Source organism: Caballeronia eucalypticola (genome assembly GCF_047608185.1).
In the GTDB taxonomy this organism is placed as follows: domain Bacteria; phylum Pseudomonadota; class Gammaproteobacteria; order Burkholderiales; family Burkholderiaceae; genus Caballeronia.
The window spans coordinates 71,709-95,754 of record NZ_JBLKRU010000028.1; the positions used below are offsets into that span (position 1 = coordinate 71,709).

Sequence of the window (24,046 nt, forward strand, 5' to 3'; positions counted from 1 at the left end):
TTTGCTGATATGTTCGCTGCCAATAACGATCCTAAGCCGATCGTGCAGCGACGCCTATACGTTTATATACGCAGGGGCCGGAGTCGTCCGCAGCGTCTGCGGCGCTGCACCGCTCTCCCCGCTTTTGATGACCCGTGTCGATCCTGTAGAATCGGCAAGCCCCCTCACCAGTCCCCGTCACCAGCACCCGTCATCGGTCGCATCCAGGCATTTAATGTCCTTTTCTCTCCTCACACCGCCCTCTGCGCAGCAAGTGCATGTCTGGCAGTGGGACCTCGATTTCTGCGACGGCGATTTTAGTAGTTACTGGGAAACGCTATCGACGCAGGAGCGAGAGCGCGCCGGCAAATTTCGCTTCGAACGGCATCGCCGTCGCTTCGTGATGGGCCGGGGCGAACTCAGGCAGCTGCTCAGCCGCTATCTCGGGTTATCACCGATTGAAGTCGATATTGGCTATGGTTCGGATGGCAAACCTTTTTGCGCAAACCAGCCTCCTGAACGCGGTATCTGCTTCAATCTCAGCCACAGTGAGAATGTGGCTGCTCTCGCTATCTCGAGCGGCTTCGAAGTCGGCATCGACGTAGAACAAGTCCGCCCGATCGAAGAGGGTATGCCGCTGCAAGTATTCTCCGATCAGGAACGCGCACAATTCAGTGCGTTGCCGAATGCAGAACGACAAAAAGTCTTCTTCGAAAGCTGGGCTCGCAAAGAGGCGTGCTTGAAAGCGCTCGGCACCGGCTTCATCCTGCCACCCACCCATTTCGAATTCGATCTTTCCATCCGCGGTGATACAACGCCCCGCGCCGTTGGCGGCGACGCGGAGGAAGCCATGCATTGGTGCATTCGGGCCCTGTCATTCAGCCCGACCTGCGCGGGAGCGGTGGCGGCCCGACGCACAGACTGGTCGATTGTCGAAATGAAATGAAGTGCAGAGCGGATTGCTTAACGACGCTCGGCGCTCACCGCAATGCTCGAATACAGCTTATCGGCAAAATCCAGTTGCTAATGCGTAGCACCGAACGTAAATCGCGCGAATCAATCGCTCATGTAGGGTAAGTAAGTACCTACCCATTCTTCAAGTCAACCCGAGTTAAGCGAACGTTACGTTTTGCTGTCAGCTCGGCTTCCAATTCGGCAGGCAAGTCGGGAGCATGGGGCTTGATGCATCTGCTTGCGCAATCCAGCGCGATTTAACTCCGTTCCTCGTCAGAGCACCCCCGGATAAGGCGTGCTTACGCTCTCCCGTCATTTTAATAATTGAGTAAAAAGCACCCGGCACGCTTTTAACGCGCGAACTCGTTGCGATGAAATGCTGTTGCGTCGTTGGTGTGTGCGACGACGAACGGATAGTTATGTCACAGGCGATTAACTTTCACTTACGGCAAATTTCACGTTCGAGGAACGGGTCGGGCGCGCACAGCTTTGTACTGTTTGCGCTTTCCCGTGAACGGCCGCCGTCATTTTGCTAGCTGTGCGCTTGTCGGGGACGCAGCTCAGTACAGGGCCAACATTCTAAAATATTGGAGAGCAGCACATGTCGAACAGAGATGGGTTTACGGCCGATTTGCCGGACGGCCCAGGTGAAATACCTGGCGTGGCAATGCGCTTCGATGCCGTATGTGCGGCATTTCGCAATAATCTCGCTGTGATCGACTCGACGGGTGAAGAAAGTTATGCCGCCCTCGGCGAACGTTCGGCCCGTCTTGCAACCGTCCTGAGCGGCATGGGACTGGCGACAGGCGATCGCTGCGCAATCATGGTTCCGCGCAGCCGCGACACGCTGGCGTTGATCCTGGCGATCCTGCGGCTGGGCGCCGTCTATGTGCCGCTCGATCCGGCCTATCCCCGGGCGCAACTCGATTTCATCGTTGCCGATTGCTCGCCCAAGCTCATCATCGCGGAAGCTGCTGCGCTCGCCAAGGTTGGCAATCTGGATGGCGCAGTGGTCGATCTGGCGGACATCGTGACGTCGTCGGTGACGGCCTGTGCCGCTCCGCTCCACGCAGCCACTGGCGACGCCGCCGCGTACATCATGTACACCTCGGGTTCGACCGGCAAACCCAAGGGCGTAGTGGTGCCGCATCGCGCGATCCTGCGCCTGGTGCAGGGCCAGAGCTTCGCTGAGATGACGCCGAATACGCGGTTCCTCAACCTGGCTCCCCTCGCCTTCGATGCAAGCACGCTGGAAATTTGGGGGCCCCTTCTGAACGGCGGGTGCGCCGCCATCATCAACGAGGTTCAGCCTTCGCTTGATATCGTCGCCGCGGAAATTGCGCGTCTCGGCGTCACGAGCGCCTGGTTCACGGCTGGCCTGTTCAATGCGCTCGCCGACTATCGGCTCGAAGCATTCGTCCCGCTCAAAGAAGTCCTGACGGGCGGCGACGTGCTCTCACCCGTTCATGTTCGCAAGGTCATGGATGCCCATGCCGGCCTGCAAGTGATCAACGGCTACGGCCCGACCGAAAACACGACCTTCTCCTGCTGCTACCGCATTCCGCGCGACGGCGAGGCTTTGGCGAACGGCGATGCCATTCCTATTGGCGACGCTATTGCGGGCACGGCGGTTTATATCGTCGATGACAAGCTTGTTCCCGTTGCCGAGGGCGAAGTCGGTGAGCTCGTCGTGGGCGGTGACGGCGTGGCGCTCGGCTACCTGAATCGTCCCGACCTGACGGCAGAGAAGTTCGTCGACAACGTGTTTACGCCCGGGACCAAGCTCTACCGTACCGGTGACCTGGTCCGCCGGCGTCCGGACGGCGCCATCGATTTCCTGGGCCGCAACGATCGTCAGATCAAGATCGCCGGCAAGCGTATCGAACTCGATGAAATCGAACATGCGTTGCGTGCGGCTCCCGGCGTGGCCGACGCGGCCGTCGCAGCATTCGAAGGCCGCAGAGGCAAGGCCATCGCCGGTTTTGTGAAAGCCGATGCAATAACCCCCGCTGTCTCGCCGGACGCGATACGCGCTTATCTCAAGGCTGCTTTGCCTGACTACATGGTGCCAACGGAATTGCGTGTCCTGCCGGCCTTTCCGTTGACGCCGAATGGCAAGGTCGACCGCAAGGCCCTGCTTGCAGGACTCGCTGCGCCTGCACCGGAAGCGGCCGCAGCCGAACCCGAAGCGATGGACGACGATATCGGCGGGAAGCTGGCGGCCGTGTTCGAAGAGCTCCTTGGCAAACCGGTCGATCGCCAGTCGAATTTCTTTGACCTTGGACTGCGTTCGCTGGACCTGATGCGGGCGCACGCCATCATCGTGCGCGATGTGGCCGCCAAGATCGCCCTTGTGGATCTGTTTCGCCATCCTAACGTCGAGGCGCTGGTCACGCATCTGCGCAGCACCCTCGATACAGCGAAGGAAGGGTCCGTCCAGCGCCGCCGTAATACGGATAGCGGAGCGATCGCCGTCATCGGCATGTCCGGTCGTTTTCCAGGCGCGCGCAATGTCTCCGAACTCTGGGCCAACATCCTCGCGAGCCGCGACTGCATCACGCATTTCGATGTGGCCGAACTGGAAGACAGTTTCGACGACGGCGCTCGCCGCGAAGCGCGTTACGTCAAGGCACGTCCGATCCTCGCTGATGTCGACCGCTTCGATGCCGGCTTCTTCGGAATGCTGGCGCGCGAAGCGGCGCTGACCGATCCGCAACAACGCCTGTTCCTCGAAATCGCGTGGGAGGCGTTCGAAGATGCCGGATACGATCCGGCCAAGATCGCTGGCGCCGTCGGCGTGTTCGCCGGCACCTCGATGAATACCTACTTCCTCAAGCATGTGCTGTCGGATCGTGGGGTTATCGACGAGTTCACGAGCCAGTTCCAGATCGGCGAGTATCAAAAGCTGGTCGGCGCCGGTGATTTCGTCGCCACCCGCACCGCTTACAAGCTCGGCCTCACTGGCCCGGCCATGTCGGTGCAAACGGCATGCTCGACCTCGCTCACGGCGATTAGCCTGGCAGTGGAGAATCTTCGCTCGGGACGCTGCGACATGGCGTTGGCTGGCGGTGTATCGGTCACGTTCCCGCAGAAGCGCGGCTACTTCTACGAAGAAGGCGGAATGGGCGCGCCCGATGGCGTTTGCCGTCCGTTCGATGCCAACGCCAGCGGTACGGTGTTCGGCAGCGGCGCAGGCGTCGTCTTGCTGAAACGTCTTGAAGACGCCATCGCCGACAAGGACCCGATCTATGCCGTGATCCGTGGTGTAGGCATCAACAACGACGGTTCGGACAAGGTCGGTTTCACGGCTCCGAGCGTCGATGCGCAAGCCCGCGCCATTGCCATCGCGCACGCCGAAGCCGGCGTCGATCCGGCCTCGATTGGCTATATCGAAGCGCACGGTACGGCGACACCGCTTGGTGACCCGATCGAATTCGCCGGCCTCGTGCAGGCGTTCCGCCTGGGTGGCGTCGAGGGCGGCCAGTTCTGTGCGCTCGGCTCGGCGAAAGCGAACGTTGGACACCTTGATGCGGCCGCCGGCGTGACGGGCTTTATCGCCGCGTCGCTCGCCCTGCGTGACCGTGTCCTGCCGCCGCTCCTGCATTTCAATGCGCCGAATCCGGGCATCGACTCGGCGAACAGCCCGTTCTTCTTCAACGCGGCGGCGACTCCCTGGGCCGATGGCCCGGCACCGCGTCGCGCCGGCGTGAGCTCCTTCGGCGTGGGCGGCACGAACGTCCATCTGGTGCTGGAAGAAGCGCCTTACCGTGCGGATGCTGCATCTGAATCGCAAGGGGCGCCGTTGGAGCAGATGCAGATATTGCCGCTTTCAGCAAGAAGCCCGGCTGCGCTCGAACGCGCGAAGGCCAATCTTGCCGGCCATCTGGCCGCCCATCCCGGCCTCTCGCTTGGCGATGTGGCCGCGACGCTGCAAACGGGCCGCCGCTCCTTTACCCACCGCGCCGTAGTCATCGCCGATAGCCTCGATCAGGCCCAGGCGAAGCTTCAAAAGGGAGCCATTGACGCTCAGGCTCCTCAGGCCGCGCCCGCGGTGGTCTTTATGTTTCCCGGCCAGGGTGCGCAGTACCCGGGAATGGGAGCAGCGCTTTATCGGACCGAGCCGGTGTATCGCGAGTGGATCGACAAGGGCGCCGACGTGCTGGCGCCGCATGTCGGCCTGGATATCCGCACGCTGCTGTTGAGCGAAGCCCCGGAAGGCGACGATACTCCGCACCCGATCCGTTCGACGCTCTACGCGCAACCGGCGCTGTTCCTGGTCGAATATGCTCTGGCGCAACTGTGGATCTCGCGCGGCATCAAGCCGACGGCCATGCTCGGCCACAGCATTGGCGAACTGGTCGCAGCCTGCGTGGCTGAAGCGATCTCTTTCGAAGATGCGCTGTACCTGATCGCCCGGCGCGGTGCGCTCATGCAATCGGCCGAACCGGGCGCGATGCTGGTCGTGCGCATGTCGGAAGCCGATCTTCTGCCCATCCTTCCCGACAATGTCGACCTGGCTGCAGTCAACGCGCCATCGCTGAGCGTCGTGGCGGGCCCGTTCGCCGCCATCGAGGCTTTCGAAGCCACGCTGAAGGCGAGCGACGTTGAACACCGGCGTCTGCATACGTCGCATGCCTTCCACTCGAGAATGATGTCCGGCGTCGTGGACGAGCTTGCCAAGCTTGCGGACAGCCTTTCTTTCGCACGGCCAAAGATCCCGTACGTGTCCTCTGTGACCGGGCAGTGGGCGTCAATGGATCAGCCGGTGCAGGGGCTTTACTGGGCCAGTCATTGCCGCAACGTGGTGCGCTTCAACGACGCGCTGACCGCGGTGACGGCAGAAGGCAAGCCGCTGTTCCTCGAAATCGGCCCAGGCCGGGCCCTGTCGACTTTTGTCATGCAGGGATTGCCGAAGGACCGGCATGTGGGCGCGATTGCCTCCCTGCCTGATTTCGCCCTGCGCGACCGGGAGCTTTCCGTCCTGGCAGAGGCGACCGGGCGGCTGTGGCTGAATGGCCTCACGCTCGACTGGAAAACCGTCCAGGCCGAAGGCGCCCGTCGTATTTCGCTGCCGGCTTATCCGTTCGAACCGGAACGGCATTGGATCGATGCTCCTGCAACTGTTTCTTCAAATCCCACGACCACGGCCGCTGCGGCCCTTGCCGCGCCCGCTTCGTCCGACGTTATAACCGACACTCCCAAGACCGCCATGACACAAGCCGTCCAAATCGATCGTACCCCGCGCCTCATCGCCGAACTGGCAGCCCTTCTCACCGAGATGTCCGGCGAAGCGCCGGATACGTCCAACCCGGACGTGACCTTCTGGGATCTTGGTTACGACTCGCTCTTCATGGGACAAGTGTCCCGCCAGTTGCGCCGCCGCTACGACGTCACGATCAGTTTCCGGCAGATCATGAGCGACTATCCGACGCTGCCCGCGTTGGCTACGTTCCTCGATGGCGCCTTGCCGGCTGACCCGGCACCGGTGGCGGCACCTGTCGTTGCAGAAGCAGCGCCGGTAGCCGTTGCGGGTGTGGCCACTCAGGTCATGACCACGGTGATGGCCGCCGCTCCGGCCACGGGCGACATGCAATCGGTGATCCGCGACCAGCTCGCTGCGATGCAATCCCTGATGGAGCGTCAACTGCAGATGTTCAGCGGCGCGCCGGTTGCAGTTCAACAGAATGCAGCGGCAGTTCAGGCCCCGGCTCTGAGCGTGGCGTTGAAGCCGGTTGCCGCAGCCGTGGCGTCCACCGCACCGCAGATCAATTTCGACGAAAACCGTCCGTCGCGCTTTACAGCGTACAAGCCCGGCGCTACGCCCTCGGCGGCGACCACCGATGTCCAGAAGTCGTTCATCGCTGATCTCTCGGCTCGCTACTCGGCGAAGACCGCCGCCTCCAAGTCGCGTACGCAATCGTATCGTGCTGTGCTGGCCGATCCGCGTACCGCCAGCGGCTTCACCGAGGAATGGAAGGAACTCGTTTATCCGATCGTCGCCGAGCGTTCCAAGGGTTCGAAGATCTGGGACATCGACGGCAATGAATATGTCGATGTGGTCAATGGTTACGGCCAGACCGCGTTTGGCCATACACCGGATTTCGTGGTTGATGCAGTCAACAAGCAGATGGCGGAAGGTTTTGCTATCGGACCGCAGTCCCCGCTCGCGGGTGAAGTCGCCCAGATGTTCGCCGATATGACCGGCCATCAGCGCGTCACGTTCTGCAACACCGGTTCGGAAGCCGTGATGGCAGCCATGCGCCTGGCGCGCACCGTGACCGGCAAGGACAAGGTCGTCTGCTTCGATGGCGACTATCACGGCCAGTTCGACGAAGTCCTGGTCAAGCCGGGCAGCGAAGCGGGCGTCCCGCGTGCTTTCCCGCTCGCGCCTGGCATCCCGAAGAACTCGGTCGGCAACATGGTCGTGCTGCCGTACGCACGGTCAGAAAGCCTGGAGTGGATCAAGGCCAATATTGATGATATCGCCGCTGTCCTGATCGAGCCGGTGCAATCGCGCCATCCCAATCTGCGCCCGAAGGAATTCGTGCAGCAGTTGCGCGATGTCACCGCGGCCAACGAGTCAGCGCTGATCGTCGATGAGGTCGTGACTGGCTTCCGCGTCCATCAAGCCGGCATGCAAGGCTACTGGGGCATCAAGGGCGACATGGCGACCTACGGCAAGGTGGTTGGCGGCGGCTTGCCCGTCGGCGTCCTCGCCGGCAGCTCGCAGTACATGGATGCGCTCGACGGCGGCCAGTGGCAATTCGGCGACGCGTCGGTTCCCGAAGTCCCGCCGACCTTCTTTGCCGGTACTTTCGTGCGCCACCCCGTCGTGCTGGCCGCGATGAAAGCCGTCCTCCTGCACCTCAAGGAAGCAGGCCCCGCACTTCAGGAGACGTTGGGCGTGCGCATGGACGGCCTCGTGCAGCGCATCAACGGGCATCTGGAAAAAGTCGGCATTGCCGCGCGGGCAGAAACGTTCTCGAGCTGGTTCTACGTCAGCTTCGCGGGCGAAGACCGCTTGGGCAGCCTGTTCTATCCGTACATGCGCTACCTCGGCATCCACATCATGGAAGGCTTCCCTTGCTTCCTGACGACCAGCCACTCGGATGAAGACATCCGCAAGATCGGCGATGCGTTCATTGCAAGTATCGACGCGCTCCAGGCCGTCGGCATTCTTGGCGGCAACAAGGAAGCGTCGATTCCTGCACTGGCAGAACCGAAGCCGCTCACCGAGTCTCCGCTCACCGAGCCGCAGAAGGAAATCTGGATGTCGGCTCAACTGGGAAACGAAGCATCGCTCGTGTTCAATGAGTCCTTCACCCTCGAACTGACGGGTCACTTCAACGAGGCCGCTTTCGAACGCGCTTTTGCCGCAACGGTTGCTCGCCATGATGCGTTGCGCGCCCGGTTCTCGCGCTCCGGCGACAAGATGTTCGCCGACGCGTCGACCACGGTTCCGCTGGAAAAATTCGACCTGTCCGGCCATGCCGACGCAGCCGGCGAACTGAAGACCTTCATCGATGCCGAAGCGCGCGAAGTCTTCGACCTGACGCGTGCTCCGCTGGTCAGCGCTGCGCTGGTCCGTATGGAAGCGCAGAAGTGGGCGTTCGTATTTACCGCCCATCACATCATCTGCGACGGCTGGTCGATCAACATCGTGCTGCGCGATCTGGGCGCCCTCTACGCGGCCGAGATTTCGGGCAGCAAGGCTGAACTCGACGAAGTGCAGAGCTTCCTCGCTTTCGCCAAGGCACAGGATGAAGCGGGTATCGACGCAGAAACGCGCGACTTCTGGCTGAACCTGCATCGCGACCCCGCTCCGCAGCTGGATCTGCCGGGCGACCGCCCGCGCCCCGAGGTGAAGAGCTTCCGCGGCAACTCGACCACACGCCATATTGGCGCGCCGCTTCTCAAGCAGGTGAAGACCGCTTCATCGAAGCAAGGCTGCTCACTGTTCGCCACCTTGCTGGGTGCCGCCCAGGTGCTGTTTGGCCGCCTTTCCGGGAATGACGATGTCGTGATCGCCGCCCCGATGGCAGGCCAGTCCCTGGCGGGCGATGCGCTGCTGGTCGGGCACTGCGTCAACTTCCTGCCGTTGCGCGTCAAGTTCGACCGCGAGAAGCCTTTCGCCGCGCACATGAAAGCCGTGCGGGACCACGTGTTCGACGCAAGTGATCGCCAGAACTACACCTACGGCGCACTCGTGCGTGACCTGGGTATCAAGCGCGACTTCAACCGGCTGCCGCTGACCGAACTGCAATTCAACCTCGAGAAGGTCGACGAACAGCTCGACATGGCAGGCGTCGCAACGCACTTCACGCCGAACGCGAAGGCCTTCAGCAACTTCGATCTGTTCCTGAATGTCATCGAGTCGGTGGAAGGTCTTCGCATGGATTGCGATTACAACACCGACGTCTACGACGAATCGACCGTGCAGCGCTGGCTCGGCTACTACGAAACCATGCTTGCAGCCATCGCGCAGAATCCGGAAACGGCTATCGCGGCACTGCCTCTGATGGACGAAAGCGAGGTTCAGCATCTTCGCGACGAACTGAATGCGACGCAGCGTGATTTCGATCTGTCGCAGACAACGCCGGCGATGATCGCGGCGCAGGCCCGCCACACTCCCGATACGACGGCTGTATCGGACGAAACGGAAGCCCTGGCCTATGTTGAACTCGATGCACGCGCCAACCAGATCGCCCGCCGGATCGTAGCGGCAGGGATCGCACCGCGCGGACGTATCGCCATCGCGATGGACCGCACGGCCATGACCGTGGCGGCGATGATTGGCGTGTGGCGTGCCGGTTGCGCCTACGTACCGCTCGATATGACGATGCCGCCAGCGCGTCTGAGCCAGATCCTCGATGGTGCCGGCATTGCCGCCATCCTCAGCGATGCTGGAAGCCGCACAGTGCTGGAAGCGGGTGAACATCGCGTGCTGGAACTGGAAGCGCTGCTTGCTGAAACGGAGAGCGACGACGAAGACGTGACGCTGCCGGTCGTGTCGGACAAGGATTCAGCGTACGTGATCTTCACGTCCGGTTCGACTGGCAAGCCCAAGGGCGTGGAGATTGGCCATCGTGCACTGAGCAACTTCTTGTTGTCGATGGCGCAAGCACCGGGCTTTGATGCACGGGATCGCATTGTCGCGGTCACCACGTTCTCCTTCGATATCTCCGGTCTGGAACTGTTCCTACCGCTGATCGTGGGTGGCCAGACGTTCATCGCAGGCCATACGGAAGTGCGCACCGGCTACGAACTTGTCACGCGGCTGAAGGACGAAGGCGCAACGGTTCTGCAAGCGACGCCATCGCTCTGGAGCATGTTGCTCGAGGCCGGCTTCAAGGTGCCGAAGGGCTTCAAGATCCTGTGCGGCGGTGAGCCGTTGCCGCGCGACCTCGCCGACAAGCTGCTGGCGACCGGCGCTGAAGTGTGGAACCTGTATGGCCCGACCGAAACAACGATCTGGTCGTCCGCTTCGCGTGTTGTTGCGAATGGGGCTGTCGTGCTCGGCGCTCCGCTTGCCAATACCGACCTGCATGTGCTGACCGATGACCTGCATCTGGCACCGGAAGGCGTCACCGGCGAACTGTGGATTGGTGGCGAAGGCCTGGCAAAGGGTTATTTCAACCGCCCCGATCTCACCGATGCCGCCTTTAAGCAGGTTGCTATCGAAGGCGCTGCACCGCGTCGGCTGTACCGCACGGGCGATCTTGCCAAGCGGCTTGCCGATGGTTCGCTCCTGCACCTCGGCCGTCGCGACCAGCAGATCAAGCTGCGCGGCTTCCGCATCGAGATTGAGGATATCGAGGCGGCGTTGCGCAAGGCGCCCGGTGTTGCAGCGGCTGCTGTTGCCTTGCATACCGTCAACGACAGTCCTCGCCTCGTGGGTTACATCGTTGAAGCGGCTGACAAGACGGACCTGGCAACGATCGCGGCGCATATTGCCGAACAGTTGCCCGCGTATATGGTGCCGAGTCTGTGGATGACGCTCGACGCGTTGCCGCAGACCGCCAACGGCAAGCTCGACCGCAAGGCTCTGCAAGTGCCGACAGCGGATATGGTGGCTACGCCTGCACGCCAGCAGCATGCGGCGCTCAAGGTGGTCCCGCCGGTCCCCGCATCGGCAGAATCGGCTGCTACGTTGATCGAAGTGCCGGCCGCGCCGGCCCAGCCAGCAGCCATGACGCCGACGCAGGCGACCATTGCAGCAATCTGGGGCGAAGTGCTCGGCCTCCAGCAAGTAGGCGTCGACCAGCCGTTCTTCAGCCTCGGCGCTGACAGCCTCCAGCTGTTCCGCATCGTTGCACGAATGAACGAACGCGGACTGGGTGTGGATGCCCGTCAACTGATGAAGAACGTTTCGATCGCCCAGTTGGCCGCGAGCATCGACAGCACGCAGACGACCGAGTTGATGGAAGCTAATGCCGTGGCAAGGCCATCGATTCTCAACTTCAAGCGCAGACACGCAGAGGGAGTCTAAAGTCATGAACGCGATAGCCTTGAGTATCGCCCCTGCTGTTGAGATCGAAGCCGGCTACGCGCTGTTTCCGGCGAGCGCCTGCCAGGTACGGTTCTGGAATGAGCAGAAGGCGTCGCCGCAGGCCTCCGCGCTCAACATTGCCTTCCGGCTGCAATTGTCGGGGCCGCTGAAAGCCGAGAGCATCGAACAGGTGCTTGGCGAACTGGTAGCCCGCCACGAAATATTGCGTACCGGTTTCGTGGTGACGGGTGCGGGTCTGCGTCAGCAGGTCTGGAGCCGTGTGCCGTTCCGGCTTGACGTAGCCGACCTCACCGGTCTGGAAGAAAAGGCCAGCACTGCCGAAGCCGAGCGTATCGGCGGACAGCAGGCCCGCACGCCCTTTGACTTGTCGTCGCCGTCGTTCTTCCGGGCCGTGTGGTTGCCCAAGTCGGTGACGCAAGGTGAATTGCAGCTGACCTTCCATTCGCTTGTCATGGATGGCTGGTCCTTCGCGATCATCGTGCGCGAACTCGTGGAAGGACTTGCCGCGTTACACGCCGGCCACGATCCCGAATTCCCCGAGGTTGATCTTCACCATGGCGATTACGCGTTGTGGAAGGAAGAGTTCCAGGCGAGCGGTGCGCTCGATGGCGCTCGCGCGCATTGGCGCAAGGAGCTTCAGGACTTCAGCCGCTTCGATGTTCCCGGCGATCGTCCCCGGCCGCAGCAGCGGCGCTTCCAGGGCGCCATTCGCTCCATCCTGTTGCCGAGCGCGCTGAGCGACCGCCTGATTGCGGCGGCCAAGGCGCAAGGCGTGACCCCGTTCAGCGTGGCCGCTGCCGGCCTCGCGATGGCACTGCAACCGGCCGTCGGCCAAACCAATGTTGCGATGGGCACACAGATGTCGGTGCGCGATCAGCAGGAACTCGAAGGCGTGGTCGGACCGCTGATCAACACGGTGATCCTTCGTCTCGATGTTCCTCAAAACAGCACGCTTGCCTCCGTCACCGCGCAGTGCGGTGCCAAGCTGAGCGATGCCATCGAACATCTGCACTTGCCGTTCGAAGAGATGATGACGATGGCGGGCGAAGTGTCCGACGTGGATCGCCCGCCGCTGTGCTCGGTGAATTTCGCCCTGCAGCAAAGCTTCGTCGGTCTCGGCGATGAAGTTCGCCGCGGAGATTTCACTGCGACGACTTCACCCTCCTTCAACGCGGGCGCGCTCTACGACCTGAGTTTCTTCATGGTGCGGCGCCCGGAAGGCTGGCGCATCTCGTGTGAAGGCGACACGGACCTCTACGATGTCGAGACGGTCGACGGGTATCTCGCCAAGTGGCGCGACGTACTGGAAACAGTCGACATTGAAGCGAAACAGCCAGTGGCGCCCGCTATCGGGAAAGAGACGCTGACGGTCGGGGGAGGCGTCGGTCTCAGCGGCTTCATGAGCCAAGCTGAGCTGGAGGCGAAAGCGCGCAATATCGTGCGATATAACGAGGATGCGCCCGGAACGCCCATCATCATGCTCAACAACACGGCCGTTCTCTATGAACTGGCTCAGCAAGTCGGCAATCGGCCCATCATCGACATCCCGATGATTCCTGAAGGGGAACCGCGCGATTTTCCGCAGCGCGCCTTCCAGGATATCGCCGCGGATGCCGTGCGGCTGATCAGGCTGGCCCAGCCGCACGGCCCGTACATCCTCATGGGGCTCTGTGTGCTCGGCACGATGTGCGTGGAGGCGGCCCATCAGCTGCGGCGCGAGGGTGAGACGGTCGAACTCGTTGTGCTCAACGACTCATGGTGCCCTGGGTATCGCGAGGCGATGCCTTGGTACGACAAGCAGTTGCGCAAGCTGCAGGTGCGTGCCGACAACATTCCACGCGACTTCCGCAAAGCCATGCGGGGCGAAACCTCGATGGTCGCGTTCCTTAATCATTATCGAATCCTTCGTTTGCTTGGCATCGCGAAATTTGCGCTTAAGCTCGGCCTGATCAAAGGTAATGTGTCAGAGCATTTGATAGCTGAGAATCGCTGGTACATCGAATATCTGCTGGATCAGCAGACGCGATACTGTCCGGCGGTCTATGACGGCGATATTCAGATCTTCCGTAGTGCTCAAGTGCTCAAGGGTCGTCTGTTCGCCGACGAGCTGGGTTGGAAATCGGTGGTAATAGGCAAGCTGGTCGTCACGCCGGTTCCGGGCTTGCATGACCAGATGTTCCGCCCGGCCGGTACCGCTGTTATCGGCAAGCAACTGCGTGTGCGTCTTGAGGAAGCCCAGGCGGAGAGCGTTGAAGCCGATGTCGGCGAGCAGGAGGTTTCGACCGCATCCCTGAGCCATGCGAGGGCTTAGAGTTGCGTAGGTGTGACGTAGGTGGACGGGTCCCGGCGTGCAAGCTTTGTTAGTTGCACGCCGGGATTCATTTCAAGGCGGCATGCTGATGCGCGAGATCGCTTCGTTTGCCAAAGACAGGGTAATGGTAACGGGACCTCTCGCAAGTCCGGTTATCGCCTGACAAGCCGCCGGACCGCATTCAGCGGTAATTTCAATCTGGTCACCGGCGCGTGGACGACATCCGAGAAGGTCATTGGATGGCGGTGTTCCAGTGTCGAGATGAGTCTCCACTTCAAACTGTCGCGCAATGGTGAAAGACCTGGCGGCAAAGGCGCTAAGCCCATCTTGCGCAGAAAATAATTGGCTTGATAAATCCTTGCAATTTTCTCGATAGACTTCATGCAGTAATTGATGCTTATACTCACCGAGATATTGTTGTCATTTTTTACCCAGTGCGGCGCTAATGTTGGTTGATGCACCACTTCACCGGGGTTAAGCCGAAAGACAGTACCGCGACTTTGCATTTCCTGGCGATAATGCGCAGCATCGAAATTGCCGCTATAGTAATTTTCGATTTCCTGATCCGGCACCAACTCGCGATCTGCTGGAGGGAATAAACAGACGTCCTTTGATCCCTGCACCTGGAAAAGGAAATTGGATTCGTGATCAATATGGAAAGGCGTTGAAATATTCGGCGAGGAAAGTATCAGTGTCATGGTTACCCAGGACATGTCCTTGCGCAGCGGAAAATCAGACAGACTTTCAAGCTCGGATGTAATGACATCCAGGACGTGAGCATACTCGGGGTCGTAACTCTGCACCCGCACCAGCTTGATCCATGTGCCGTTGTCGCCAAGATGAGAAAACGTCTCATCAAGTTGTTCGCTCGGGGACATGCCGCTCAGTTTTGCATCTACATAGCTGTCACCGAACTTCGTGCCTATAGAGCCGTGCCGGAAATCGAGGGCAGAATAGTCGCCTTTGCTCTCGATCATTCTTCGAGAGATTTCAATGATCCTAGGGATCTCGAATAAACCACTTCGATGCAACGTGTGATTGAATTTGAATGGACGCAGATTAAAATTACTTTTAAAATCCTTTCGACAAGCTTGTAGAAAGCTGTCGTCTGTAAGCAATTGGCCTGACGTATTAGCCAACACAGAACCATCGCTATGCGCATACATGACGCACCTTCGTAGGTTTAAGGACCTTATTTAAAGATTACTACCGCGCCATTTATCCGCATGTGCGTTGTCGAACATGAAAATGCGCATCTATTTAGACTGGCGGGATTAATGCGATTTCACCGGAAAATCGTGCCGGCAGATTATAACCTTTCAATACGTAATGAAAAAAATGCTGTTGTATTTGACATTTCAATGCAGGCGAGATTAAACAGTCACAAGAATACTGGACTAATGAACTAGTAAACTCGATAAGTCACACAAATCAATTCGATACGTATGCCATACACCGGAGCTAGCCCTCAGAGCCCCCTATCTTTCGTTAGCCGCGAAGTTATCCGCGCGCCACATTTCAGCAGGTCCCCGCATATTCCCACGATGCAGCCGCAGCAGGCGGCCGCTCCTTCTCATGACGTATCTCGCGTCGGAGATCGCGCGCGCCAGCTGCGCGTGCCAGCAAAATGCGTTTGGAGAGCGGATCAGGGCGAGCCGGAATGTCAGCGCAAGTTCACGGCGATCGTCGTTCCATATTTCGTATGGTCGATCATTCAAGGCGGAGTACAGGTCGCGATGTCCCACTCGACCAATCACCCGCTCGCATTGTCTGACTGGCCCAAGCTCTTCTACGCGCCGCTCGGCCAGTTCTGGTTCCTCTATGCATTGATGATCTGGCAATTGATCGCGTTTGCCTGCGGCCGACGCGGTCCGGCGCTCATGGTGGTCGCAATCGCGGCACTCGCTTTCAGCACGGCGCTGCCGGAATCCATTCTCACGACCTCCATGAATATGAGCATTTTCTTCGCAGCGGGCACGGCGATCGGGCCGGGACGCGAGCGGTACATTGCGTCAATCGCGACCTGGAAATCGTTCGTTGTCTGTTGCGCCGGATTCGGCCTGGCGGTTCATGCGATCTGGAACGCGGCGCCCGTCTACTCGTAGCAAGCGTTGCCGGCTGTAATCTTCGGCATGGCATTGACCATGATCGTCTGCTACCGGGCTAACCAGACGCTGGCAAAAGCGCCGCTCGTGCTATGCGGGCAACGTTCGATGCATATGTATGTCATGCACATCCTGGCGGCGGCAGGGATTCGCATCGTGTTGACGAGAGCCGGTGTCGAGAATGGGTATGTGTTGCTGCTGATCGTGACGGTTTTCGGCATCGTGCTGCCGCTCGGCGTTTCGCAAGCGCTAGAAATAGCCGGTCGCGTGGTATGCGGCACACTGCCCGCTCCGCGAACGGGAGTGCGCAGTTGAACACGTGGCGTGCATGCCCTTCACTGAGCTGATGGGTAGCGTCGTGCAGGTACTCGGCCAACTCGCTGCAGTTGGCCCGAGCAATCAGCCATAGCGCCGCCTTTGATACAGCGGCGACCAATGCCTCGGCTTGGTCGCCGTTGAACTGACGCAAACACAGATACACGTGCACGTTACCCGCTAAGTTAGCGATGCTAAGGAGTCTGTAATGACGAAGCTGATTGCCCGCTCGCAGCAAAGCTTGGTTGCAAAAAGTCGATGACTTCGGCATCCGTAATCGGTTTGAAATGCAATCCGAATGCGGCGTTCAGGGACGTGACAAGATGCTGCGCCCAAAGGGTATTCCAAACTACGCCCGCATGACCGTCGGAAAGAACAGCATTGTGCGGGTCATCGCCTGATGTATTGGTAATTGCCCAGCCCGGTGACAGATGAACGGACTTGTAAAGCGGGCGACCATGGTCGTCACGCTCGCCCCAAAGGCTCCTGAACCAGGCACGATCATCAAGAAAGGCAACGCGACGATTCTCCTCGGCAAGCTTGCGCAAGCCATTGTCGAAGAGATCCATGCCCGCGTTGATATTCGCTATCTCCCGGGCTGATTGCCACTTGTTGAAGTCGACCGACCAATCTGCATTGTTGAGCACGCCTACAAGTGCGATATAGGTATCCGGGTGCTGTTTGCGGATCAGGGCGACTGTCTCGCCGATTGCGCCAATACAGGCGTTGATCAAGGCCGCGGGATGCGACGCAGCCGGATCCCGTGACAACTCGTCGAGTACGTCCTCCCCGCCGATATCGTTGACGCCAATCCGGATCAGCACAATGCCGCCTCGCCATGGTTGTGGCTCTGTGTTCATCAGGTCAACGAGACGGATCGCCTGGCGCAGCGGATGTCCCATCAACTGGCTGCAGGTAGCGCCGCTGACGGCAAAGTTGTATCGATAATCGTCTTTGCGGGGCGTCCGGGCGAGAAGACCGAAAGCTTCATCGAAATAAGCGCGAGAGGCGCCGGTTCCCCAAGCTCCCCATTCGCCAGGGTCGATCTGGTCGCCCCTCAGTCGAGCGAGGACCTCGGTCCACTGCCAGGTAGTAGCGCGATAAGGGCCTCCTCGCAAGCTGGGATCTGCCAACGTGAGGTTGTCGTGGAAGGACTGGCTGTCGGAATCCCCGAGCACCGCAAATCGTACGCTGCCAGATGGCGTCGCCGGCCCGGTAGTGACCGCGGCAGCCGCGCGGCGGAACGGGTAAGGCAGCGCGAGCCTGACATAAATCAGGCTGGCTACGGTCAGTACACCGCAGAACGCGACGACTAAGATTTTACGAAAACGGGACATAGCCCTGGCACCCTATCCGATTAGGTTCGACATGTTTGGTGTGTGTATCTGCTGCAATGCCTGAGCACCAGATGTTCAACTATGACCTCGGGAACGAACTCGCCCATCATCAATCGATTATCCGTTCAGCAAGCTCGCCAGAAGCCGTCAGACGTCCATGGACGTATTTTCCCATCAAGTCGTAAAGCGTCGCCATGGCGAACATGTGAACTGCTTTGCGCGCATCCCCTCACCATTTTCGCTGATTCCAAGCCTCGCGCGGCGAAACCAGGACATCCGCGTTTTAGCGCGTGCACCCATAAAAAAACCCGCATCGTTGCCGATGCGGGTTTTTCGTTTTGGCAAACGCCAGGCTCCGAAAGAAGCCCGCGTTGCCCTGTAATTCAGGCCAGGCCCGAAATTACATGTCCATACCCATACCGCCCATGCCGCCTGGCATACCGCCGCCCATCGGAGCATCGTCCTTCGGCAGTTCCGACACAGCGCAGTCAGTCGTCAGCAGCAGACCTGCCACCGATGCCGCGTTTTGCAGTGCCGTACGCGTTACCTTGGTCGGATCCACGACACCGGCTTCCACCAGGTCGACGTACTCGCCGGTTTGCGCGTTGTAGCCGAAGTTGCCCGTACCGGCTGCAACTGCTGCCACCACGACGCTGGCTTCTTCGCCGCCGTTCGTGACGATCTGGCGAAGCGGCTCTTCCATCGCGCGCAGCACGATCTTGATGCCGGCGTCTTGATCAGCGTTGTCGCCCTTCAAGTCCTTCAGTGCAAGACGAGCGCGGATCAGCGCAACGCCGCCGCCCGCCACGATGCCTTCTTCCACAGCTGCGCGCGTTGCGTGCAGTGCGTCTTCAACACGTGCCTTCTTTTCCTTCATTTCGACTTCGGTAGCAGCGCCAACCTTGATCACTGCAACGCCGCCAGCCAGCTTGGCAACACGTTCCTGCAGCTTTTCACGGTCGTAATCCGACGTTGCTTCTTCGATTTGCGTGCGAACTTGCTTGACACGGTTTTCTATTGCCGAAGCTTCGCCAGCGCCGTCGATAATCGTGGTGTTTTCCTTCGCCACTTCGATGCGCTTAGCCGAACCCAGCTCAGCCAGCGTAGCCTTTTCCAGCGTCAGGCCGGTTTCTTCCGCGATAACTTGACCGCCGGTCAGGATCGCGATGTCTTCCAGCATGGCCTTACGACGATCGCCAAAGCCCGGAGCCTTCACGGCAACGGTCTTCAGGATGCCGCGGATGTTGTTCACAACCAGCGTTGCCAGAGCTTCGCCTTCGACATCTTCAGCGATGATCAGCAGCGGACGGCCAGCCTTCGCAACTTGTTCCAGAATCGGGAGCAGGTCACGAATGTTCGACACCTTCTTGTCGTGCAGCAGCACGAACGGGTTTTCGAGAATCGCGGTTTGCTTTTCCGGCGTGTTGATGAAGTACGGCGACAGGTAGCCGCGGTCGAATTGCATGCCTTCAACCACGTCCAGCTCGTCTTCCAGCGACTTGCCGTCTTCAACCGTGATCACGCCTTCCTTGCCGACCTTGTCCATTGCTTCAGCAATACGGTCACCAATCGACGAATCGCTGTTAGCCGAAATCGCGCCAACTTGAGCGATTTCCTTGTTCGTCGTGCAAGGCTTGCTGATCTTGCGCAATTCTTCGATAGCAGCGGTCACTGCCTTATCGATGCCGCGCTTCAGGTCCATCGGATTCATGCCCGATGCAACGTACTTCATGCCTTCGCGGACGATCGACTGAGCCAGAACCGTTGCCGTCGTCGTGCCGTCGCCGGCATTGTCGCTGGTGCGGGAAGCAACTTCCTTCACCATTTGCGCGCCCATGTTCTGGAGCTTGTCTTTCAGTTCGATTTCTTTCGCGACCGAGACACCGTCCTTCGTGACCGTCGGGCCGCCGAAGCTGCGTTCCAGAACGACGTTACGACCCTTCGGGCCCAGCGTGACCTTGACCGCGTTGGCCAGGATGTTCACACCTTCAACCATCTTTGCACGGGCGATATCGCCAAATACGACTTCTTTAGCTGCCATATTCAAACTCCTTGATTCGTTTCAGTTTTCTGGCTTTTACCGGGCCGGACGAGACTCGCAAAAGCGGTTCGATCGCGCCGGCCGGAGCGCCATGGGCTTGAAGCTGATTACTTGACCAGGACGGCCATGATGTCTTCTTCGCGCATCACGAGCAGTTCATTGCCGTCGACCTTAACGGTCTGACCAGCGTATTTACCGAACAGCACGCGATCGCCCACTTTGACGTCGAGGGCGTTTTGCGTACCCTTGTCATCGCGCTTGCCCGGGCCGACGGCCAAGATTTCACCTTGATCCGGCTTTTCAGCAGCAGCGTCGGGGATGATGAGGCCCGAGGCAGTCTTGGTTTCCTGATCCAGACGTTTAACGATGACGCGATCGTGCAAAGGACGAAGGTTCATACACACTCCTCTCTAACTGAGACTATAAAAACGCGGGAAACCCGTCCGATGAGCCACAAGGCCACCGGCCGGAAAACTGTTAGCACTCTCGTGCGACGAGTGCCAAGTATATGGCACACCGCCCGGTAATTTCAAGAAGGGAGTGTGAGGAGGGGCGAGAAATAATATGGAGCCACTGTAGAAATTCGCCGAAACCTGAACGACTTTTTGCCATAACAGCAACGGGAAATCGAGGAAATTTGCAGCAAAATCAGAAGTTTAACGGCGCCATGACGTCTTTGAAAGCCATAGGCTACGCAGCTTATCCCTAGTCTTCCTGCAACTAACGACGAGAGTCGTCGCTCCGGCTTTTTAGGTGCTTACACGCCCCGAGCAGCACAAGCGCACAGCCTTATTGCGCAAGCTCGAAGCGGTGTTTCGGCGACACCCGTCGCAGCCGGTGAATCGAACGGTAAAACTGATCAATCCGGTATTACGCGCTTGGGTGAATACTTCGCTGCAGGACATACCCGCGTGTGCTTCAGCTTCATCGAAGGCCGGATGGAAAAAAGATTTGATGCCACATGGGTCGATCTCGGAATCAGCGGGGCTTCGGCTGGAAAAGCGAGTAGTCGCTGGCTGTATTAACAACTGAAGCTGTTTGATGGCTATCGAGATCGAGTTGGGGATCGGGTTTGTGGCACCGCCGCGCCGAAAGCGTCCTCAGCATGACAGATCCCATAACTTTCGTGTGAGGCAAAACCGGAGAACGTAGTGCCGGAAATCGGAGTTAGGCTTCGATGTGAAGACGGTGCGCCTGTACGAGAAGATCGCGCTCCTGCGCCAACGGATGCGCGGGCTCGACCAAATCAAATGGCTGAGTTACAGGTTTGGGGAAGAAAACCCTGTCCCCGAGTCGGTTACGATCCGGCGCCTCAGAGTACGCGCAACGGAGAACAGCGTACTCGCGCGCTCGACACAAAGACGCTGCTTCAACGTACCTCCAAATCCCTCCAGAAACTTGCAGGTGCCAACGCTATAGAAGCCGTCGACATCGAATGTCAGTTTTCGCTTGAGTGCTTCTTGCATTGCCGCCCAGATCAGCAGGCTGATCGCGCCGCTGTGCGCTCCGGCTTCGCGTGATGACATTAGGTAGTACATCGCGTGCCTGTCCCATACAAGACCGATCGCAGCGACGAGTTGCCCTCCGGGGCCGTACGCGCCTAGCAATTGCCCTGCTTCCCGATCGACGAACGCATTGACTAGTCGGCGCATTACGCTGTTTCCGTATGCGTTCTTACGCGAACGTTCAATCAGATTTGCCTCATAGAACTGTACGCATTCATCCGGCGTGGCGACCGGCGCGACTGTCAGCTTCTTTTCGGCACTACGGATGACGTTCCGGGTTTTGCTATGCATCCGTGCCCAAGCCTCGGCAACCGTGCGCTCTGGTGAAACTTGGAAGGTATAGCGCACGGATACCGCAAACCCGTGCAGGGAAAAAGCGAGCGCATCTTCAATACGCGGGTCGAACAGCTGATAGAAGCTGTCAAAGTCCGGAAGCTGTTCAATAAGTGCCGACGTCACGGTCTGGCGATGATGCTGTTCGCGAGGCTCATCAAGGCCCATGGGTTTGATGATCGGACCCAACGTGTGCGTTAGCGGCGGCAAATGCGAAATGCGCAACCCGCCCCTGCGGGTGGAACAGTAAGGCAACTGGCCCAGCAACTGGTTACCATGCTTGACTTTGGCCATGCTCCAGTGCCCATCGGATGCGATATCGAGCCACCACTTCTCATGAAAAATCGAAAAGGCGGCAGACTCATCAATCGGTCTAGCGGGCGCAGCAACAGGCGGCACGATCCTGTCTTGCATGCCGCAGTAGGTACCTTTTTCGTCGGCGAAGATTTTCAAAATAGGTCTCGGCGATCAGTTTTTTGGTGGTTTCAAAGGTGAAGCGCAACAGTGGGTTAATGAACGCAATGAACGCAAGCTGAAGTTGTCGAAACGTTTGCAAGCATAGTTCGAACCCTTCCGACGAAGACTTCATTCTGGATCCCGAGTTCCAGAACTGTCTCCGGCACGCCGAGCAAGATGGCATCAACTGCGGACCAGCCTTTGGCATCAAGCGTCTTTCCCCTCACAGTCTCATTTACCGCCGCGAGCGTTTGAGCTGCCAGTCCATGCCTTGCGAGCTGATGTCGGAGCCGAAAAAAATGGGCTTTATCCGGCGAACGTGTCATGCCCGCGCTAAGAGCGGGAAACTCGCGATACAGTGGCACCTCAAACAACGCTTCTTCCATTTCTGGGTCCAACAAAATGAAGCACTGCTGCATAAAATAGATACGTAACATCGTCGCGATCAGACAGATGCCGCGCAGATCCGGCCGTCGGATAGCGCCGCTCGACCAGCGCAAACTGCTTCGACCACGCACGATAAACCGTATCTTCGAGAAATTCCCACTTGCGCTTAGCGCGAATCACGGCGAACGGTCCCTCGTCAGCTTTCCCGCCACAGATGCCCGATGGCCGAACCATGTACTTCGGCCCGACGCTTCGAATCTGCCGGCATGGGCCGGTTTGATGCGGCGTGCCAGCTCGAGCAAGCGTCCGTCTGCTGTACGACTCGAGTTCGGCCCGATCTAGCAGGACGCGTCCAACGACATTCGATCGCGCGCTTGCTCTCGCCCGTCGCGAAGATCATCTCGGTCATGCGGGCAGCAATCTTCTCCTTGATAGCGTGCGGATCAGCGGTTCGTCGACGACCGACAGTATGCCTTGGGACTTGCTCCAGCAGCGGGCAGGAACCTTGTCCCGCGGCCCGCTACCAGCAATGCGGGCTTGGTGACATTCAGCATGGTAGACAATCCCATATCGAAAGCGAAGTAGCGTATTCGCGGACTGGCGGTCAACTGAAAGTTATAGGACAAATCTGTCGTAGGGCGAATCATTAACCATCGGAGGATTTAATCCATCTGCGTTCCCTTGGGCTGAAATGCAGACGGCCGCGCCCAGCTTCCATTAACTTAGATGCGTCGGACTGCTTAACAGTTTTCGATGAAAGCAATAAATACAGCAAGAGCGGCGAAATTGGTGAAAGATGGCGGAGAAACGATCCGTAGTCTGGCTCGAAGATCGCTTGAGTCGCGAGAAAACTGACAGTGAAGCAAAAACACAATCTATCAAAGCGGCCAGGCTCCCCGAGTACCGTTCTTTTTTGATAGCGGCCGAACATGTAGACCAGCGAAAAAAATGTGCATATGCCGCCAAGGGTCTGCGTTGCGACGCCTGACAGGATCAACGGCAATGGAAGTAAAAATGTACCCAGGATGAGCATAGTATTGCTAACGTCTGAGACGATGTTGCCCCCCGGGATGATTTGCACGATCAGCGATGCGACCTCGCTCGGATCCCTCCATTCATTCACCGACTGCCGCGCAAAGTCTAGCGCTTCACCATACTGAATGCGGAAGTCGATTGCCACGCAGACAAACATTACGACGGCCAACAGAAGGAGAAGCGGTGGTTTGCGCAGTACAGGGGCGCCAAAATAGAGCAACAGCGTCGGAACAAGCGTGATGGCCCAATAGGAACGAAAGAAAATCGCAACAACCGCCGTACAGACAATAAAAACGAGGATGACGAATCGCCAATCCCTGCACAGCAGGATCAGCAGAATCGCCGACGAAATGACGATTTCCTTTGAAGGCAATCCAATGTATACCGTCTGGTCAAATAGCCAAAAGAAGATGACGATAAGCTCAATAAAACTCAGGCTGGCTACGCCCGAGCGCCAAACTGCAAGCAAGAGTCCGAGTGTCGAGACGAAGTATCCGAACAGTGATATTCCCAGTGATCCGATGCCAAGCGCCCGGAAGCACCATGCAAGATTGTCAAACGAATCGCCGAATGGCTCGAAGCGAACATCTGCCATCATTCGTTCTAGAATATACCGCTGGTCCAATAAGAATCTTTCCGGAAGTAGTGCTTCATGATTGATGGAAACGAAGCATAGAACCGAAAGTACAAGTATCCAGATGGCCGCCGACAGATCCGGGGTCGCACTTTCCCCGATTAGTGCAGGTAGCTTGACAATACGCACTTTCATTCCCCCTAA

At 58.9% G+C, this 24,046-nt stretch carries 13 protein-coding genes; 6 read left to right on the forward strand and 7 right to left on the reverse strand.

The annotated features are described in order from the left end of the window. Positions 1–253 precede the first annotated feature (253 nt). From ACMX25_RS27040 to ACMX25_RS27050, 3 genes are all read left to right on the forward strand, one after another. Complete coding sequence (locus tag ACMX25_RS27040; RefSeq protein WP_414953077.1) at positions 254–925, forward strand: 4'-phosphopantetheinyl transferase family protein; 672 nt, start codon at positions 254–256, stop codon at positions 923–925. A 609-nt stretch (positions 926–1,534) separates the two neighbouring features. After that, positions 1,535–11,422, forward strand: a complete 9,888-nt coding sequence (locus ACMX25_RS27045) for an amino acid adenylation domain-containing protein (protein ID WP_414953078.1) — start codon at positions 1,535–1,537, stop codon at positions 11,420–11,422. Between the two features lie 4 nt (positions 11,423–11,426). Continuing rightward, on the forward strand, positions 11,427–13,754 hold the full coding sequence (locus ACMX25_RS27050) for a condensation domain-containing protein (RefSeq protein WP_414953079.1): 2,328 nt from the start codon (positions 11,427–11,429) through the stop codon (positions 13,752–13,754). A gap of 152 nt (positions 13,755–13,906) precedes the next feature. On the opposite strand, the gene ACMX25_RS27055 is transcribed toward ACMX25_RS27050, so the two are convergent. Beyond that, positions 13,907–14,920: a cupin-like domain-containing protein gene (locus ACMX25_RS27055; protein ID WP_414953080.1), complete on the reverse strand. Its 1,014-nt coding sequence runs from the start codon at positions 14,918–14,920 to the stop codon at positions 13,907–13,909. A 378-nt stretch (positions 14,921–15,298) separates the two neighbouring features. Between ACMX25_RS27055 and ACMX25_RS27060 the strand changes: the two genes are divergently transcribed. Together ACMX25_RS27060 and opgC are read left to right on the forward strand one after the other, a co-directional pair. Further along, positions 15,299–15,859, forward strand: coding sequence for an acyltransferase family protein (locus ACMX25_RS27060; protein ID WP_414953081.1), 561 nt, complete (start codon positions 15,299–15,301; stop codon positions 15,857–15,859). A gap of 6 nt (positions 15,860–15,865) precedes the next feature. Next, entirely contained in the window at positions 15,866–16,174 is a 309-nt protein-coding gene (gene opgC / locus ACMX25_RS27065) for an OpgC domain-containing protein (RefSeq protein WP_414953082.1), read from the forward strand. 194 nt (positions 16,175–16,368) lie between these two features. Here opgC and ACMX25_RS27070 read toward each other — a convergent pair whose 3' ends face one another. Continuing rightward, entirely contained in the window at positions 16,369–17,511 is a 1,143-nt protein-coding gene (locus ACMX25_RS27070; protein ID WP_414953083.1) for a GDSL-type esterase/lipase family protein, read from the reverse strand. A gap of 157 nt (positions 17,512–17,668) precedes the next feature. On the opposite strand from ACMX25_RS27070, the gene ACMX25_RS27075 reads away from it, so the two are divergent. Next, positions 17,669–17,893, forward strand: a complete 225-nt coding sequence (locus ACMX25_RS27075) for a hypothetical protein (RefSeq protein ID WP_414953084.1) — start codon at positions 17,669–17,671, stop codon at positions 17,891–17,893. A gap of 18 nt (positions 17,894–17,911) precedes the next feature. Here the strand turns inward: ACMX25_RS27075 and groL are convergent, their stop codons facing one another. From groL to ACMX25_RS27100, 5 genes are all read right to left on the reverse strand, one after another. Further along, a complete protein-coding gene (gene groL, locus ACMX25_RS27080; RefSeq protein WP_414953085.1) occupies positions 17,912–19,552 on the reverse strand; it encodes a chaperonin GroEL in 1,641 nt (546 codons plus the stop codon). Positions 19,553–19,659: 107 nt separating this feature from the next. Further along, positions 19,660–19,950: a co-chaperone GroES gene (locus ACMX25_RS27085; RefSeq protein ID WP_031362728.1), complete on the reverse strand. Its 291-nt coding sequence runs from the start codon at positions 19,948–19,950 to the stop codon at positions 19,660–19,662. A gap of 861 nt (positions 19,951–20,811) precedes the next feature. Further along, a complete protein-coding gene (locus ACMX25_RS27090) occupies positions 20,812–21,843 on the reverse strand; it encodes a GNAT family N-acetyltransferase (protein WP_414953086.1) in 1,032 nt (343 codons plus the stop codon). A gap of 56 nt (positions 21,844–21,899) precedes the next feature. Beyond that, positions 21,900–22,364 (reverse strand): transposase, encoded by a 465-nt coding sequence (locus tag ACMX25_RS27095; protein WP_414953087.1) that lies wholly within the window; start codon positions 22,362–22,364, stop codon positions 21,900–21,902. 515 nt (positions 22,365–22,879) lie between these two features. Then, the gene (locus ACMX25_RS27100) at positions 22,880–24,037 is read right to left on the reverse strand and encodes a hypothetical protein (RefSeq protein ID WP_414953088.1); all 1,158 of its coding nucleotides are present in this window, start codon (positions 24,035–24,037) and stop codon (positions 22,880–22,882) included. Positions 24,038–24,046 lie beyond the last annotated feature (9 nt).